At 73.1% G+C, this 14023-nt stretch carries 13 protein-coding genes; 4 read left to right on the top strand and 9 right to left on the bottom strand.

What is annotated here, in order from left to right:
- Positions 1–27: 27 nt before the first annotated feature.
- The 3 genes from EDJALFJO_RS21320 to EDJALFJO_RS21310 are packed head-to-tail and all read right to left on the bottom strand — an operon-like array spanning position 28 to position 3205.
- Positions 28–852, bottom strand: a complete 825-nt coding sequence (locus EDJALFJO_RS21320; protein WP_088288316.1) for a carbohydrate ABC transporter permease — start codon at positions 850–852, stop codon at positions 28–30.
- A complete protein-coding gene (locus tag EDJALFJO_RS21315; protein WP_088288315.1) occupies positions 849–1817 on the bottom strand; it encodes a carbohydrate ABC transporter permease in 969 nt (322 codons plus the stop codon). Before EDJALFJO_RS21315 ends, EDJALFJO_RS21320 begins: the two co-directional genes overlap by 4 nt.
- Positions 1818–1822: 5 nt before the next feature.
- The gene (locus EDJALFJO_RS21310) at positions 1823–3205 is read right to left on the bottom strand and encodes an ABC transporter substrate-binding protein (protein WP_088288314.1); all 1383 of its coding nucleotides are present in this window, start codon (positions 3203–3205) and stop codon (positions 1823–1825) included.
- 179 nt (positions 3206–3384) lie between these two features.
- On the opposite strand from EDJALFJO_RS21310, the gene EDJALFJO_RS21305 reads away from it, so the two are divergent.
- Both EDJALFJO_RS21305 and EDJALFJO_RS21300 read left to right on the top strand, forming a co-directional pair.
- Positions 3385–4374 (top strand): alpha/beta hydrolase, encoded by a 990-nt coding sequence (locus EDJALFJO_RS21305; protein WP_088288313.1) that lies wholly within the window; start codon positions 3385–3387, stop codon positions 4372–4374.
- Positions 4375–4446: 72 nt separating this feature from the next.
- On the top strand, positions 4447–5475 hold the full coding sequence (locus EDJALFJO_RS21300) for a helix-turn-helix domain-containing protein (protein WP_088288312.1): 1029 nt from the start codon (positions 4447–4449) through the stop codon (positions 5473–5475).
- A 32-nt stretch (positions 5476–5507) separates the two neighbouring features.
- Here the strand turns inward: EDJALFJO_RS21300 and EDJALFJO_RS21295 are convergent, their stop codons facing one another.
- The 6 genes from EDJALFJO_RS21295 to EDJALFJO_RS21270 are packed head-to-tail and all read right to left on the bottom strand — an operon-like array spanning position 5508 to position 12247.
- On the bottom strand, positions 5508–5987 hold the full coding sequence (locus EDJALFJO_RS21295) for a DUF3237 family protein (RefSeq protein ID WP_158220517.1): 480 nt from the start codon (positions 5985–5987) through the stop codon (positions 5508–5510).
- Between the two features lie 16 nt (positions 5988–6003).
- Entirely contained in the window at positions 6004–7053 is a 1050-nt protein-coding gene (locus tag EDJALFJO_RS21290; RefSeq protein WP_088288310.1) for a helix-turn-helix domain-containing protein, read from the bottom strand.
- An 11-nt stretch (positions 7054–7064) separates the two neighbouring features.
- A complete protein-coding gene (locus tag EDJALFJO_RS21285; RefSeq protein ID WP_158220516.1) occupies positions 7065–8063 on the bottom strand; it encodes an ABC transporter permease in 999 nt (332 codons plus the stop codon).
- Complete coding sequence (locus EDJALFJO_RS21280) at positions 8060–9556, bottom strand: sugar ABC transporter ATP-binding protein (protein ID WP_158220515.1); 1497 nt, start codon at positions 9554–9556, stop codon at positions 8060–8062. Before EDJALFJO_RS21280 ends, EDJALFJO_RS21285 begins: the two co-directional genes overlap by 4 nt.
- Before the next feature lie 49 nt (positions 9557–9605).
- Entirely contained in the window at positions 9606–10805 is a 1200-nt protein-coding gene (locus tag EDJALFJO_RS21275; RefSeq protein ID WP_233149962.1) for a substrate-binding domain-containing protein, read from the bottom strand.
- A 5-nt stretch (positions 10806–10810) separates the two neighbouring features.
- The gene (locus EDJALFJO_RS21270; protein WP_088288306.1) at positions 10811–12247 is read right to left on the bottom strand and encodes an amidase; all 1437 of its coding nucleotides are present in this window, start codon (positions 12245–12247) and stop codon (positions 10811–10813) included.
- A gap of 301 nt (positions 12248–12548) precedes the next feature.
- On the opposite strand from EDJALFJO_RS21270, the gene EDJALFJO_RS21265 reads away from it, so the two are divergent.
- Positions 12549–12737, top strand: a complete 189-nt coding sequence (locus tag EDJALFJO_RS21265) for a hypothetical protein (protein WP_088288305.1) — start codon at positions 12549–12551, stop codon at positions 12735–12737.
- Positions 12738–12834: 97 nt separating this feature from the next.
- The gene (locus tag EDJALFJO_RS21260) at positions 12835–14016 is read left to right on the top strand and encodes a SagB family peptide dehydrogenase (protein WP_088288304.1); all 1182 of its coding nucleotides are present in this window, start codon (positions 12835–12837) and stop codon (positions 14014–14016) included.
- Positions 14017–14023: the final 7 nt, after the last annotated feature.

Genomic DNA, 14023 nt, shown 5'->3' with positions numbered 1-14023 from the left:
AACAGGGGCCGGCGGCCGGTCCGGCACTCAGGACTTGACGGCTCCCGCGAGCAGCGCGGAGACGAACTGGCGCTGGAAGACGAAGAACACGAGCAGTGTCGGGGTGAGGATCAGCAGGGAACCGGCGCACAGCAACGGGATGTCGGTGCCCCACTGCCCCTGGAAGGCGCCCAGGGCGCCGGCCATCGTGCGCTTGAGCGGGTCGTCGACGAGCACGATGGCCAGGAGGAACTGGTTCCAGGTCCAGAGGAACAGCAGGATCGCGAGCGAGGACAGGGCGGGCATCGCCAGCGGCACGTGGATGCGCCAGAAGAGCTGCCACACGTTGGCGCCGTCCACCTTCGCCGCCTCGGTGAGCTCTGCGGGCATGGTGATGAAGTGCGCCCGCATCCACACGATGGAGAACGGCATGAAGAGGCCGATGAGCGGCAGGATGATGGCCCACCGGGTGTTGAGCAGCCCCATGTCCCGGATCGTGTAGTACAGCGGAATGATGATGCCCTCGAAGGGCAGCGTCAGCCCGAGGAGGAAGAGCAGGAAGACGACGCGGCTGCCTCGCATCCTGATCTGCCCCAGGCCGAAACCGGCCATCGTGCCGAAGAGCAGCGAGGCGGGGACGACGCCGAGGACGATGAGCCCCGTCGACTCCAGCAGCCGGCCCATGTTCGCGGCCCGGAACGCGTCGCCGAAGTTGCTCCACTGCGGGTCGGCCGGCCACTGGACGCCCGGCGGGTAGGTCCCGGACGGGTGCAGCGCGGTGACGAAGAGGCTGACGAACGGCACGATCGTCACCGCCATGAGGGCGACGAGCAGCGCCCTGCCGACCAGTGCCTCGCGGCGTCCCACGATCATCGTGAGTCCTCCCGGTTGAACCACTGGATAGGGAGCACGGTGGCCAGGACGAGCGTCATGAGGACCATGGCCAGTGCGCAGGCGGTCCCGATGTCCCGCTCGGAGAAGGCCAGGTAGTAGACCTGCAGCCCGGGCACCAGGGTCGAGTTCCCCGGACCGCCCTGGGTCGAGATGTAGACGATGTCGAAGCTCGACAGGGCCGCGATCACCGTGATGGTGACGCAGACGGCGATCTCCTGCCGCAGGCTCGGCAGGGTGATCGACACGAACTCCCGGACGGCGCCCGCGCCGTCGAGCCGGGCGGCCTCGTAGAGCGTCTGGTCGATCTTGCTCATGCCGGCGAGCAGCAGCAGCGTGCACAGGCCGAGGAGGACCCACGCACCGATGAGCCCGACGGCGGGCAGCGCCGTGGTGAAGTCCCCGAGCCAGCCACGGGTCAGGGACCCCAGACCGACGGCGGACAGGAGTTGGTTGACCAGCCCGGTCGAGGACAGCAGCCAGCTCCACATGATGCCCGCGGCCACGAGCGGGATGACCTGCGGCAGGAAGAGGATCGTCCGGGCGATGCCGGCCAGGCGGCTCTGGGCGATCCGGCGGATCGTCGTCGCGACGAAGAGCCCCAGGGTGACGGGGACCGCGCTGAAGAAGACGATGAGCTGGAAGGCGTGCAGGATCGGCCCGAGCAGGTCGGGGTCGGTGAAGATCTTGGCGTAGTTGCCGAGGCCGACCCACGTGGAGGGCCCGGCGCCGTCCCAGTCGTAGAGCGAGTACTGGAGCGTGACGGCGATCGGGCGCAGCACGAAGACGCCGTACATCACCAGCGCCGGCGCGACGAAGAGCCAGCCGACGAGGGCCGGAGCGGGTCGCCGCGCCCGACGGACGCGGCGACCCTTCTCAGCCGGCGAGGACTCCGCGGCGACCCGGCCGGGAGGGCGGGTCGTGGTGCCTTCGACCGGACGTGGCATGGACGTCAGCTCCCGACCTGGCTCTCGTAGTCCTTCTGCACCGCGGCGAGCAGGTCCTCGGGGTTCTGCTGCCCGGCGGCCAGCTTCTGCACCTGCGGGGTCCAGCTCTTGGCGTAGATGGCCCCGGTCGCGTTGGCGATGAAGTCCATGGCGCCGTTGTCCTGCACCACCTTCGCGCCGGCCTCGAGGGTAGCGGCGGTCACCGAGCCCGGGGTCGTCGGCGGCATGAAGGCGTCCGGGAGGCCGAGCGGGTGCGAGCCGCCGACGGTGACGGCGATCTCGCGCGCCTTCTGGTCGGTCGCCACCCAGTTGAGGAAGAAGGCGGCGCAGTCGGCGTTCTTGGCCTTCTCCGCGACCCCGAAGGTCAGCGGGGCGGACATCGCTGCCTGCTTCCCACCGGCCTCCAGCGGCGGCATGAGGAAGAAGCCCGCCTTGCCGGCCATCTGCTTGTCGAGGTTCGCCGACTCCCAGTCGCCGTCGAAGATGAACAGGCCCTTGCCCCCGATGAAGCGGCTCATCATCGTCGCGTAGTCGACGGAGTTGACGTCCTTGGCGAAGTAGCCGGCCTTGACCCACTTCTCGAGGTGCTGGGCGGCCTGCAGGTTCGCGGGTGTGTCGATCGTGGCGCCGGGCTTGTTGAAGATCCAGTCGTTGACCGGGCCGGTGGGGCCGTAGACCGCCATGAGGTTCTGCAGCGGGAAGAGCAGGCCGCCCGTGGCGCCGCCGTTGAACTGCTGGATCGGCGTGATCCCGGCCTGCTTCGCCTTCTCCATGGCCGCGTCCAGCTCTGCGAGGGTCGCGGGCGGGGACGTCATGCCGATCTTCGCGGCGAGGTCCTTGTTGTAGAACACGCCCGTGAGGCTGAAGTTCAGGCCCATGCCGTAGAGCGAGCCCGTCCCGCGCCGGCCGGCGTCGTCCACCCGCAGCTGCTCGAGCTGCGAGCTCGGCCACGTGTCCCAGCCGAACGCGGTGGCGTAGCCGTCCATGTTCTTCAGCAGGCCGTCCTTGGCGAGCTCGGACATCTGCGGCAGCCGCATGAGGTCGGGCGGGTTGTCCGCGAGCACCCGCGGCGCGTTCTGGGTGATGACCGCGAACTGGTCCTCGCGGATGTTCCAGGTGACGTTCGGGTTCTGCTTCGTGAACTCGTCGGTCAGCGCCTTCGGCAGCGGGAAGCCCGTCTCGAAGTAGGCGGACATCGTCACCGGTGCGGTGCCGCAGGTGGGCGCCCCGTCGGCAGTGGCGGTCGCCGACGGCCCTGCTGCGGAGGACGACGCGGGGGCCTCGCTCCCCGGTGCGCTGCAGGCCGCGAGCGCGAGCCCTGCGACGCAGAGCGTGGCGAGCGTGAACGGACGTCGTCCGGAGCGAGCCCGGACATGGGGGACGGACATCCTGTTGCCTCCTTTGGCAATGGGCGCGACCCCACCGATCGTCCGGTTCGGTCATGGCGGGCACAACCGCCACCTGGCGCCCCGGGGGGACCCTTCTGCGTTGCGCTGGCGGCTACCCGCCCGGCAGGGTCGGCCCCACTCTGGTGGATGTCCGTTCGGCTCCGAGGCACGGTGAGGGTATGACGCTGTCGCACGGCGGGCGCCTGGTCCCCGCTCCACCGCTCGACCCGGAGGTGGCGGCGGCGCTCGCGGTCCAGCTCGACCGCCCGTCGCCGATCACGGACGCCGACATCCCGGTCAAGCGCGCCGAGGACGAGGCCGCCGCGGTCCAGGCCCGGGCCCGGATCGCCGCGCTGGGGCTGGTGACGGTCGACGTCGAGGTGCGCAGCTTCGACGGAGCGATGGTGCCGATGTCGCTGGTCCACCGGCCGGACCGCAGCCCGAGCAGCCCGCTCGTCTACTTCGTGCACGGGGGCGGCATGATGCTCGGCACCCGGTGGAGCGGTGCCGACGTCTTCGTCGACTGGATCGAGCGCTACAACGCGGTCGTGGCGACCGTGGAGTACCGCCGCGCTCCCGAGGTCCGGTTCCCGGTGCCGCAGGAGGACTGCTACGCGGGCCTGGTCCACCTCTCGGACCATGCGGAGGCGTTGCAGGTCAACGTGTCCAAGGGGATCCTCGCCGGGATCAGCGCCGGCGGCGGGCTCGCCGCCTCGGTGGCCCTCATGGCCCGGGACCGTGGCGGTCCCGCCGTCGCCGGCCAGCTCCTCATCGCGCCGATGCTCGACGACCGCGGCGACACCCGCTCCACACGTCAGTTCCCCACCGGCATGTGGAACGCCGTCGAGAACGAGCTCGCCTGGCGCTCGCTCCTCGGCGACCTCTACGGCACGCAGGCGGTGCCCGCCTACGCGGCACCCGCCCGTGCCTCGGACCTGAGCCGGCTCCCGCCGGCCTTCCTCGAGGCCGGCAGCGCCGAGGTGTTCCGGGACGAGGTGGTCACCTTCGCCAGCCGGATCTGGGCGGACGGCGGCCAGGCCGACCTCCACGTGTGGTCCGGCGGGTTCCACGGCTTCGGGACGTTCGAGCACACGGTGCTCGCGCAGGGCGCCGCAGGCTCCCTGCGCAACTGGCTGGACCGTATCCTGGGGTTCAGCGGTCGAGGGTGACCGGCCGGCTCCGTCCATGACCGCACGCCCCGCCCGTCCGCCCGCGGCGGGCGGCACGACGAAGGCGAGCCCATGAAGGAGCTGATCCAGCGGCTCAGCGCCCTCGACGAGGACGCGTCGGCAGCGGTGAAGATCATCCTGCACTTCGACACCCTGCTGGGGCGGGGAGCCGGGCCGGAGTCCTTCGTCCGGGGAGCCGCCGTCCTGTCCGGGTACCCCGCCGGCCTCGCCCACCCGCAGCACCACCTGTGGCTGCGGGTCGACGCCAACGGCAGGTCCGCCGAGCCGGTCGAGGAGCCCGACGCCGTCCGGAAGTGGCCGCACCGCGAGCTCGACGACGGGTCCGGCGCCGTCGTCTGGATCGAGCGCCCCGAGGAGAGCGTCCTCGACGGGGTGCTCCTCGAGCGGCTGGCGGCCGGCGTGCACCTGACCCTCGAGCGGGTCTCGCCGCTGTCCGTGGACGACGCGGCGGCCGTGGAGATCCTCCTCTCGAAGGCGTCCGACGACGCCCGCCGCAAGGCCGCGCGCCGGCTGCGCCTCCCCGAGGACTGCCGGGTGCACGTCGTCGCGTCCGCCGCCGACGCGCCGCCGCCGTTCTCCCGCCGGTCGGCCGTGCTGTCGACGCCGATCGGTGACGTGCGGGCGTCGATCGTCGAGGCCGTGCGGTTCTCCACGGCCTGCATCGCCGGGGTGGGGTCGGCCGTCCGGCTCCAGGACCTGCCCGACTCGTGGTCGCACGCCCTCGTCGCGCTCCGCCTGGCCACGCACATCGCGCCGATCGTCCGCTGGGACGAGCTCGGCTCCCTGGCGCTGCTGGCGTCGGTACCGGTGGAGGTCGCCGCGGCCCACCCGGACGTCGTCGCCGTCCGGGAGGCGGCCGCCGAGCCCTGGGGCCTGGACACGCTCGAGGCGGTCGTGCGGACCGAGAGCAGCAGGGCGGCGTCCGCCGTCCTCGGGCTGCACCACTCGACGGTCCAGTCGCGTCAGACCAGGCTCGAGGAGCTGCTCGGCTTCAAGATCGGCACGGCGGACGGGCGGACGCGGGCCATGGTGGCGCTGACGCTCCACCGGCTCGGCGCGGGGCCTGCGCGGCCGGTCTGACCCGGGGCACGTCCTGTCCGGTGACGGGCTCCTCAGCCACCGGCCGAACGCGGAGGGACAGCGAGCCCGGGCGTGCCGGCGGCCTGCCAGAACTCGAGCGCGACACCTCTGATCACCCCGTTCTCCACGACAGGGGCGAGCGTTCCGGTCAGGACGGCGTCGTTGAGCCAGGCGTAGCGCCCGTGCGGTGCCTCGATCCGCGGACGGGTCACGCCGGTCACCGACGTCCCCGAGACGGACAGGACTCCCTCGTTCGTCACGCTGAGCACCACGCCGTCGTCCGTCCGGATCAGGTACCGGGCGCTCACCAGCTCCCTGCCCTCCCGGACCCTGAGGTTCCAGTCGGCGCCCAGTGCGAGCACCTCGCCGACGACGAGCGGCCCCTCGACGGTGCCGCCGGTGATGGGGATGACGCGCAGGTACCCGGCGTCGACGGCGCCGACCTCGATGGGCTCGCTGATGGTGACCGTGAGCCGGGCGACGAGCTCGAGCTCGGGAGCGGGTCCGGGCACAGGACCTCCTCGTGACCTAGGCGGGCGATGACAGGACAGGGTCCGGGGATCCGTACGCCGGAGGGCGTTCGTCGACGAGCGGCACCGTGGCCGGCTGCCCCTGGTGCAGGTGCATGGCGCGGTACCGGCTCGGGGAGACCCCGAAGTGGCGGCGGAAGGCCCTGCTGAACACCGCGGGGTCGCTGAAGCCCCACCGGTCCGCGATGGACCCGACGGGCTGGCGGATCTGGCGCGGGTCGACGAGCTCGTCGCGGATCCGCTCGAGCCGCCGCTGCCGGATGACCGCCGTCACCGTGACGCCGTTGGCGGCGAAGACCCGGCGGACGTACCGGGTCGACAGGTAGTGGGCCGCCGCGAGCCGGCCGGAGGACAGGTCCGGGTCCGCGAGGTTGTCCTCGACCCACATGACGAGAGTGGTGAACAGCGACATCGCCGTTGCGGTGCCCGGCGGGCGCGCGTCGGCGATGACCGCGTGGGCGGCCGCGAGGAGCGCCTCGCACAGGTGCGCCCCCGAGCTCACCGTGGGTACCGTGTCCGGCCGGGCGAGGGCCTGGAGGATGCCACGCAGGACGTTGGCGCAGGGCACCTGCGACAGGTCCGTCGCCACGACGTCGGCGAACGCGTCGTGGCGCAGTGCGATCGACGTGGTCGGGATCCGGACGACGACGAACTCGTGGTGGCCGGCCGCGGTGATCCGGTACCGCTGCGCCGCCGTGTAGAAGACGAACTCCCCGGGGGCCAGGTGGACCGTGCGGTCGCCCTGGGAGACCGACAGTGCGCCCGCGACGAGATAGCCGAGGACGACGCCCTTCCACCGGCGCGCGGTGGGCATCGGCTCGACGTCGACCTGCTCGGCGGAGACGTACGCGACGTCGACCGTGCCGATCCGGAACTGGCGGTGGATCTGCGGGGTGGGGCCGTCGGTACGGATGACGACGGCGTCGGTGGTGTGCTGCGGCCGCGTCTCGCCGAGGGTCTCGGACTCCAGCCACCCGTGCAGCGTGATCTCGGGCGGGGTCATCGCGCGGTTCGCCTCCCGGGGGGTCGTCGTCGACGCACCACCCATGGTCGCGCACCTCACGGTCGTCCGGCCGCGCCGCCGCGCGAGCGTGCGAGCCGGGCGACCCCGACCGCGAGCAGGAGCGCGGCGCCGTTGAAGACCTGGTTCACCCAGGCCGGGGTGCCCACGAGCGTCAGGCCGCTCACCGTGATCGCGATGAAGAAGATGGCGACCACGACACCGGGGACCGACGGCCGGCCGAGGTCGATGACGATCGTGCTCAGGAGGACGGCCGTCAGGGCGGGGAACAGCATCGACATGCCGCTGTCCGAGGTGGCGCCCCCGTTCCTGGCGAGGAGGAGGACCCCGCCGATGCCGGCGGTGACCCCGGAGGCGACGAACGCGAGGAGCTGGACACGGCGGACGTCGACCCCGAGCAGGTGCGTGGCGCGCAGGTTCGAGCCGACGGCGAACAGACGCCTGCCGAAGACCGTCTGCGACAGCAGCCACCACGCGACGCCGGCCACGGCCGCGGACACCACGACGATGCGCGGGACGCCGAACCAGTCGTCGGAGCCGATGCTCGTCAGGCCGGCGGGCACCCCGGTGATCCGCAGCCCTGCCGTGTAGGCGAAGATCGCGCCGCCGAGCAGGGTCGCCACACCGAGCGTCGCGATGAACGGGTTGACGTCGCCGTAGGCGATGAGCACCCCGAGCACGACGCCCACGAGCGCACCGAACCCGATCCCCAGCAGCGCGGCGACGACCACGGGCAGGCCGAGGTCGACGACCGCCGCGGCCGCGACGACGGACGACGACGCGGCGACCGCGCCCACCGAGAAGTCGAAGATGCCGGCCGCCAGGGGAAAGATCAGTGCGACGGCGACGACGAGCGCGACGCCCTGGTTCGCGACGAGGGTCCGCAGGTTCAGCGCGCTGACGAACACCTCGCCCGACCTGGGCAGCGCCGCGAAGAGCACGAACTCGACGGCGACGAGGACGACGAGGGCGTAGCGCTCGGCGACGGACCGCCACGAGACGGTGCGGGCCGGGGACGGGGCGGCGACTGCGGTCACGGATCCACTCCTGGTGCGTGCATGGCGGCGATGATGACGTTGCGGTCGACGTCGGGGCCCGAGAGCTCCCGGGCCACGCGGCCGGCGAGCAGGACGATCACCCGGTCGCTCAGCGCCTCGAGCTCGTCGAGGTCGCTGGAGACGACGACGACGGCGGCACCGGCGCGGGCCGCGTCCCGGACCAGCGTGTGGATCTCGTCCCGGGCGACGGCGTCGACCCCCTGGCTCGGCTCGTCGAGCAGCAGGACGCGCGGCCCGGCCCGCAGCCAGCGCGCGACGACGACCTTCTGCTGGTTCCCGCCCGACAGGGCCCCGAGCGGGGCGTCCACGGACGGCGCCCGGACGCCGAACGTGCGCATCGCATCCGCGGCGTCGGCGCGCTCGGCCGGCGTCGCGAGGCGGCCACGGCGCCGGTACCGGGACAGGACCGCCGCGGACAGGTTCTCCCACAACGGCCGGTCGAGGTAGGCACCGTCCCGGGCCCGGTCCTCCGGGACGAGGGCGATCCCGGCGGCGACGGCGTCCCCGGTGGTGCGGATCTCGACCTCGTGGCCGTCGATCCGCGCGCTGACGCCGTCCCCGAGGTCACCGAAGAGCGCGCGCAGCAGCGAGGAACGTCCCGACCCCATGAGGCCGGCCACGCCGAGGACCTCACCGCGACGGACCCGGACGTCCACCCCGCGCAACGGCCCGGCGCTCACGCCACGGACGTCGAGGACGACAGGCGCGTCGTCCGCGGCCGCCGGCCGTGACCGGGCTGCCACGGTCGCCCGGGGATGCCCGGCGATCAGCTCGACGACCCTCTCCTCGGGGAACTGCCCGATGGGCCCGGAACCGACCACCACGCCGTCCCGCAGGATCGTCACGTCGTCGGCGATCTCGGCCACCTCGGAGAGCCGGTGGCTGACGAAGACCACGCTGTGACCGTTCTCCCGCAACGTGCGGATCGACGCGAACAGGTGCGCGACCTCGTCGACGGGCAGGCTCGCGGTCGGCTCGTCGAGGACGAGCGTCGTCGCGTCGTCGCCGATGCCGTCGAGCGCGCGGGCGATGGCGACGAGCGCGCGGTCCGTCGGCCGCAGGCTCGCGACGGGGCGCTGCGGGTCCAGGTCCAGGCCGTGCCGGCCGAGCTGCGCCGCGACGTGCCGGGCGAGGCCCGCGCCGTCGATCCGGCCCCACCTCGAGCGCGGGTACCGCCGGGCGAGCCCGAAGTTGTCCGCGATGCTCAGGCCGTCGACGAGCGCGAGGTCCTGATGGACGAAGCGCAGGGTCCCCGCCGCGACCTGCGGTGTCCAGTGCTCGCTCGCGAGCCGGTGCCCCGCGGCCTCGATCCGGCCGCCGGGGTCGGCCGGGACGACGCCCGCCAGCATCTTGAGCAGGGTCGACTTGCCCGACCCGTTCCCGCCGAGGAGCGCGTGGACGCGCCCCGGGGCCAGCTGCCAGTCGACGGAGTCGACGACCCTGGTGGCGTAGGTCTTGGACAGCCGGCTCACCCGGAGCACAGGCTCCGGGTGAGCCGGCACGGTGACGGTCATCCCGGCGTCAGCGCGCCGCGGTCCACAGCGCCGTGTACCCGGCGCGGTAGTCCACGGGGCCCTCGTACGGAGCCTTGTCGGCCGGCCAGGAGTCCTTGTTCGTCTCGTCGTAGAGCTGCCAGCCGATGGTCGACTGCACGGTGGGCTGCTTCTGGAAGGTGCGGTTGATGCTGTCGAGCAGGGACCAGGCGGTGCGACCGTTCGAGAAGCCGATGCAGGCGTTCACGCCGCCGCCGGCGCGCATGAAGGCGATCGTGTCGACGACGCACTCGCCGCCGAGCACGACCTTGTCCGTGACCTTGGAGGCCTCGAGGGACTGCTGGACGCCGAGGGAGAGCATGAAGTCGAGATCGACGACCACCGCGTTGGCGGACGCCGCCTGGAGGTAGCCGGAGTCGAACTTCTGGCGCAGGTTCGGGACGTCGGCCGGGGTGATGGCGACCGTGCCGACGACCTCGCACCCGGCGCACGTCGCGAGCCCTTCGGTGAAGCCCTTCGAGAGGTACTCCCCGATCGAGACGCCCTGGAACGCGACGTGCAGCACCTTCGCCCGGCCCTGCGTCCTGGCGATGACGTAGTCGGCCCGCAACCGGCCCACCTGGGTGAAGAAGTCCGCGGTGCCCTCGAAGTCGTCGCCGTACGAGGGCGACACGTCGAAGAGCGGGGCCGACCCGCCCTGGGTGGCGTCGGAGCAGTCGAACGCCGAGATCCCGGCGACGAGCACGCCCGCCTTCTTCGCCTCCGCCAGCGGCTGCGCGACGGGCGCGCAGTCGACGCCCGCGAGGACGATGACGTCGGAGCCGGCGGCGGTCCCCTGCCGGACGCACGTCGCCCACTGCGCGGGGTCGTTCTGCCCGTCGCACACCGAGGACGTCCACCCGAGGACCTTCGAGCCGGCCTCGATCTCGGAGGCGATCTTCGCCAGGCCGCTGACCTGCTGGAAGGCGGAGACGACCCACACCTTGTGACCGGGGGAGACCGCGGGCGCGGCGTCGGGCAGCGGCCCGCTCGTGCCGGCGTAGGCCGCCTCGACCGCGGTCGCCGCGGCCGCCGGGACGGCGCCGCCCGACGGGGACGCGGCGGAGCCGGTCGCGTCGTCCGGAGCCGCGGATCCCGCGCCGGAGCAGGCGGTCAGGGCGAGGACCGCGGCTGCGACGACAGCGGTCGCCGCACGTCGACGGGGCCTGCTGGACACCGTGGAGCTCATGTTCGTCACCGGCTTTCGCTAGAAGGGGCTGACCAGAGCGAGGGGTCGGGGAACCGGGTGGCCCACCCGAAGTGCTCCTCGACCGAGGCGGCGATGCGGAGGAGGTCGAACTCGCCGAACGGTGCCCCGACGAGCTGCGCGCCGACCGGCAGGCCGTCGGGGGATGCGTGGACCGGCAACGAGACCGCCGGCAGCCCGGCGACGTTGCAGAACGCCGTGAAGGCGACCATCTGGTTCTCGGTGAGGCGTGGGCCGGCGAAGTCCCGGTTCGCCTCCTCGAGGACGGTGCCGACGAGCGGCGGGGTGGTCGCCATCGTCGGGGTGAGGAGCAGGTCGAAGTCCCGGCCCCACTGGGTCACCAGCTGCGCGCTCTCGGCGTAGAGCCGGGCGACGGCCATCGCGTACTCGCCGGCGTGGAAGTCGGTCGCCCGCCGGCGACGGGCCAGGATGTACGGCTCGGCGAGCCCGGGGTCGTCGTACGGCGTCGCCCAGAGCCAGGCGTTGATGACGATGTCGAGGAAGCCCATGATCGCCTCGAGGCTGAACAGCGTCGGCCGGGCCGGCTCGATGCTGTGGCCCTGGCCCTCCAGGGCCAGCGCGAGGGCGTCGACCGCCTCCAGGCAGGCGGGGTCGACGGGCACCCCGCTCGGGCTGTCCCGCAGGACGCCGATCCGCAGGCGCGGCCCGTCGGCCCCGACGGCGTCCCGGAACGGCCGGCCCGGCCCCGGTGCGCTGTAGGGGGCCCGCGGGTCGCTGCCGGAGAGGACGTCGAGGACTGCCGCCGAGTCCACGACGTGCCGGGTGATGACGCCGTCGGTGATCGAGTGCTCCCACGTCGGCACGAAGGCCGGCACCCGGCCCCGGGAGGGCTTCAGACCGACGAGACCGGTGGCGGACGACGGCATCCGGATCGAGCCGCCGCCGTCGCCCGCATGCGCCACCGGGGTGATCCCGGCCGCGACGGCGACCGCCGCCCCGCCGGACGACCCGGCCGGTGAGAATGCCGGGTTCCACGGGTTGCGCGTCACGCCGAAGCGCCGGTTCTCGGTGACCGACATGGGGCCGGCCTCCGGGGCGTTGCTCCGGCCGAAGAGGACGAACCCTGCGCCGACCAGCCGCTCGACGACGAGGTCGTCGTGGTCGCGCGGGGCGTCCGAGACGCCGAGGGAGCCGAACGTGCACGGCTGGCCCGCGACGACGGTCAGCTCCTTGACCGGGATCGGCACTCCGGCGAAGGGGCCGACGTCCTCGCCACGAGCGATCGCGGCGTCCGTCTCCTGCGCGCGCTCGAGGGCCTGCTCGTCGTTGCGCCAGACGAGCGCCCGCAACGGGGCGGCGGTCCCGGCGCGGTCGATCGCCTCGCGGACGACCTCCTCGGCCGAGATCTCCCTGCGGCGGATGGCCGCGGCGATCGACACCGCCGACCTGTGCATGAGTGTCATGGCAACTCCCTTGTCGCAGAGGAACTTTCACAGTTCGCTCCGGACGGTGGTTGACCACTGCGGCACTCTTCTTGACTCTGGCGGGCCGGACTCCGGGTCCGTTCGGACCTCGCGCGGGGAGGGGGCGTCGCCGTCGCGAGCACCCCCGTGCCGGCGCTGACGGGCCGGCGGTGCTCCTCCACGTGGACGGGCGTCGTCGGCGGACGGGTGCTGCACTGGACGAACGCTCCCGGGCCCAGGCCCCCGGCCCCGGCAGCTCCGGGCGGGTCCCGCCCGCCGCCCCGACGACAGGAGAGCCCGCATGACCCCGCCCGTCACGCCCAGGGTCCGCGCGGCCCGGATGACCGCGCCCCGGCCCGTCACCTCTGCAGGGCGTCCGGCGGAGCCCTTCCGGCCGGACGACACCGGCCCGCGGACGACGTCCCACCACGACGCGCCGCTCGAGGTCGACGGTCGGCCGACGTTCGCCCTCCAGGGCGCGACCGGCTGAGTCACGGGTCCGGCTCGGGCGCGCCGCCGGAGCCGTGGCGGTGGGCGGACGCCCCGCTCCCGGTTGAGCACGGCCGGACGGTGTCGCACCCTGGAGTATGTCTGCCAGGAGGCTCCGCCAGGACGTCGACCACGCGACGAGCGTGCTGCTCCTCATCGCGGTCGTCGCCGCGTGCGTCACCGGTTTCATCGCCCATGTCTGGGACCTCAACGCGTTCACGTGGCACACGTGGAGCGGGTACGCGATGGCCGCCTTCGCGGTCGCGCACGTCGCGCTGAACTTCGACCGTCTCGTCACCTACTGGCGGTTCAGGGCGCGGCAGGGCGTGCGCGGGCTGCAGGCGCGGCTACGAGACGCACCGGACGGCGCAGTGCCGGCTCCGGTACCGCGGTCCCGCGCGCCGTCCGCGACCGGCGGGAGGCCGGCCGCGCCGGGCGGCCGACGGCGTCCGGGGAGCGTGACGCGACGCGTCATGCTGACCTCCGCGGCGACGACCGCCGGCGCGCTCGGCGGGTGGGCGGTCGCGCGGCGGATCGGGATCGAGAACGACCCGGTGGGCAACGACGCCGGGATGGTCTACCACCGGCTCAGTCGGCCGGGTGTGGCCGACGCGGTGGACGCGGTCGTCACCTGGGGACGGCGCCCCGCACCGCCGAAGGAGTACCCGGGGGCGCCCGTCCTCGACCTCCCGGCCGTCGGCGGCGGCGCGGCCCCCGACGGCCGGCTGCTGTCCGCCGTCCTCGAGCGGCGTTCCGTCCGTGACTACTCCGACCGCCCCCTGACGCTCGACGAGCTGAGCCACGTGCTGTTCATGACGGCCGGGAGCCGGCGGCAGGGCGGGCGGGCCTTCCCGTCGTCCGGGGCGCTCTACCCGATCGAGGTCTACGCCGTCGTCAACGCGGTCGACGGCCTCGAACGCGGCCTCTACCACTACGACCCGGCGCGGAACGCGCTCCGGGTCCTCCGGCAGGCGGACCTGCGCGACCGGATCGCCGACCACGGCCTCGGCCAGTCGTTCCTCGCGGACGCCGGCGTCGTGCTGTGCCTGACGGTCATCCCGGAGCGGATGCGCTTCCGGTACCGGCATCGCAGCTATCGCTACGGCCTCCTCGAGGCCGGCCACCTCGGGCAGAACACCTACCTCGCCGCGACGTCCATGGGCCTGGGCGCCTGCGCCGTCGGGGCGTTCTTCGACGACGCCCTCAACGACATGCTCGGCGTGGACGGACGTCACGAAGCGGCGGTCTACCTGCTCGCGGTGGGTGCGGTGGCGCCGTGACCCGGGG

Origin of the sequence: Kineosporia sp. A_224, from assembly GCF_002198655.1 — a bacterium.
Classification (GTDB): Bacteria; Actinomycetota; Actinomycetes; order Actinomycetales; family Kineosporiaceae; genus R-H-3.
The sequence above is the reverse complement of the archived record's forward strand: the minus strand, read 5'-3'. Positions and strand labels throughout refer to the sequence as shown.

Excerpts from the sequence above, each read along its gene's own strand:
- EDJALFJO_RS21300 (WP_088288312.1), top strand. The coding sequence starts at position 4,447 with ATGAAGGAGCTGATCCAGCGGCTCAGCGCCCTCGACGAGGACGCGTCG.
- EDJALFJO_RS21260 (WP_088288304.1), top strand. The coding sequence starts at position 12,835 with ATGTCTGCCAGGAGGCTCCGCCAGGACGTCGACCACGCGACGAGCGTG.
- EDJALFJO_RS21290 (WP_088288310.1), bottom strand. The coding sequence starts at position 7,053 with ATGGGTGGTGCGTCGACGACGACCCCCCGGGAGGCGAACCGCGCGATG.
- EDJALFJO_RS21315 (WP_088288315.1), bottom strand. The coding sequence starts at position 1,817 with ATGCCACGTCCGGTCGAAGGCACCACGACCCGCCCTCCCGGCCGGGTC.
- EDJALFJO_RS21305 (WP_088288313.1), top strand. The coding sequence starts at position 3,385 with ATGACGCTGTCGCACGGCGGGCGCCTGGTCCCCGCTCCACCGCTCGAC.
- EDJALFJO_RS21265 (WP_088288305.1), top strand. The coding sequence starts at position 12,549 with ATGACCCCGCCCGTCACGCCCAGGGTCCGCGCGGCCCGGATGACCGCG.
- EDJALFJO_RS21320 (WP_088288316.1), bottom strand. The coding sequence starts at position 852 with ATGATCGTGGGACGCCGCGAGGCACTGGTCGGCAGGGCGCTGCTCGTC.
- EDJALFJO_RS21275 (WP_233149962.1), bottom strand. The coding sequence starts at position 10,805 with ATGAGCTCCACGGTGTCCAGCAGGCCCCGTCGACGTGCGGCGACCGCT.
- EDJALFJO_RS21310 (WP_088288314.1), bottom strand. The coding sequence starts at position 3,205 with ATGTCCGTCCCCCATGTCCGGGCTCGCTCCGGACGACGTCCGTTCACG.
- EDJALFJO_RS21270 (WP_088288306.1), bottom strand. The coding sequence starts at position 12,247 with ATGACACTCATGCACAGGTCGGCGGTGTCGATCGCCGCGGCCATCCGC.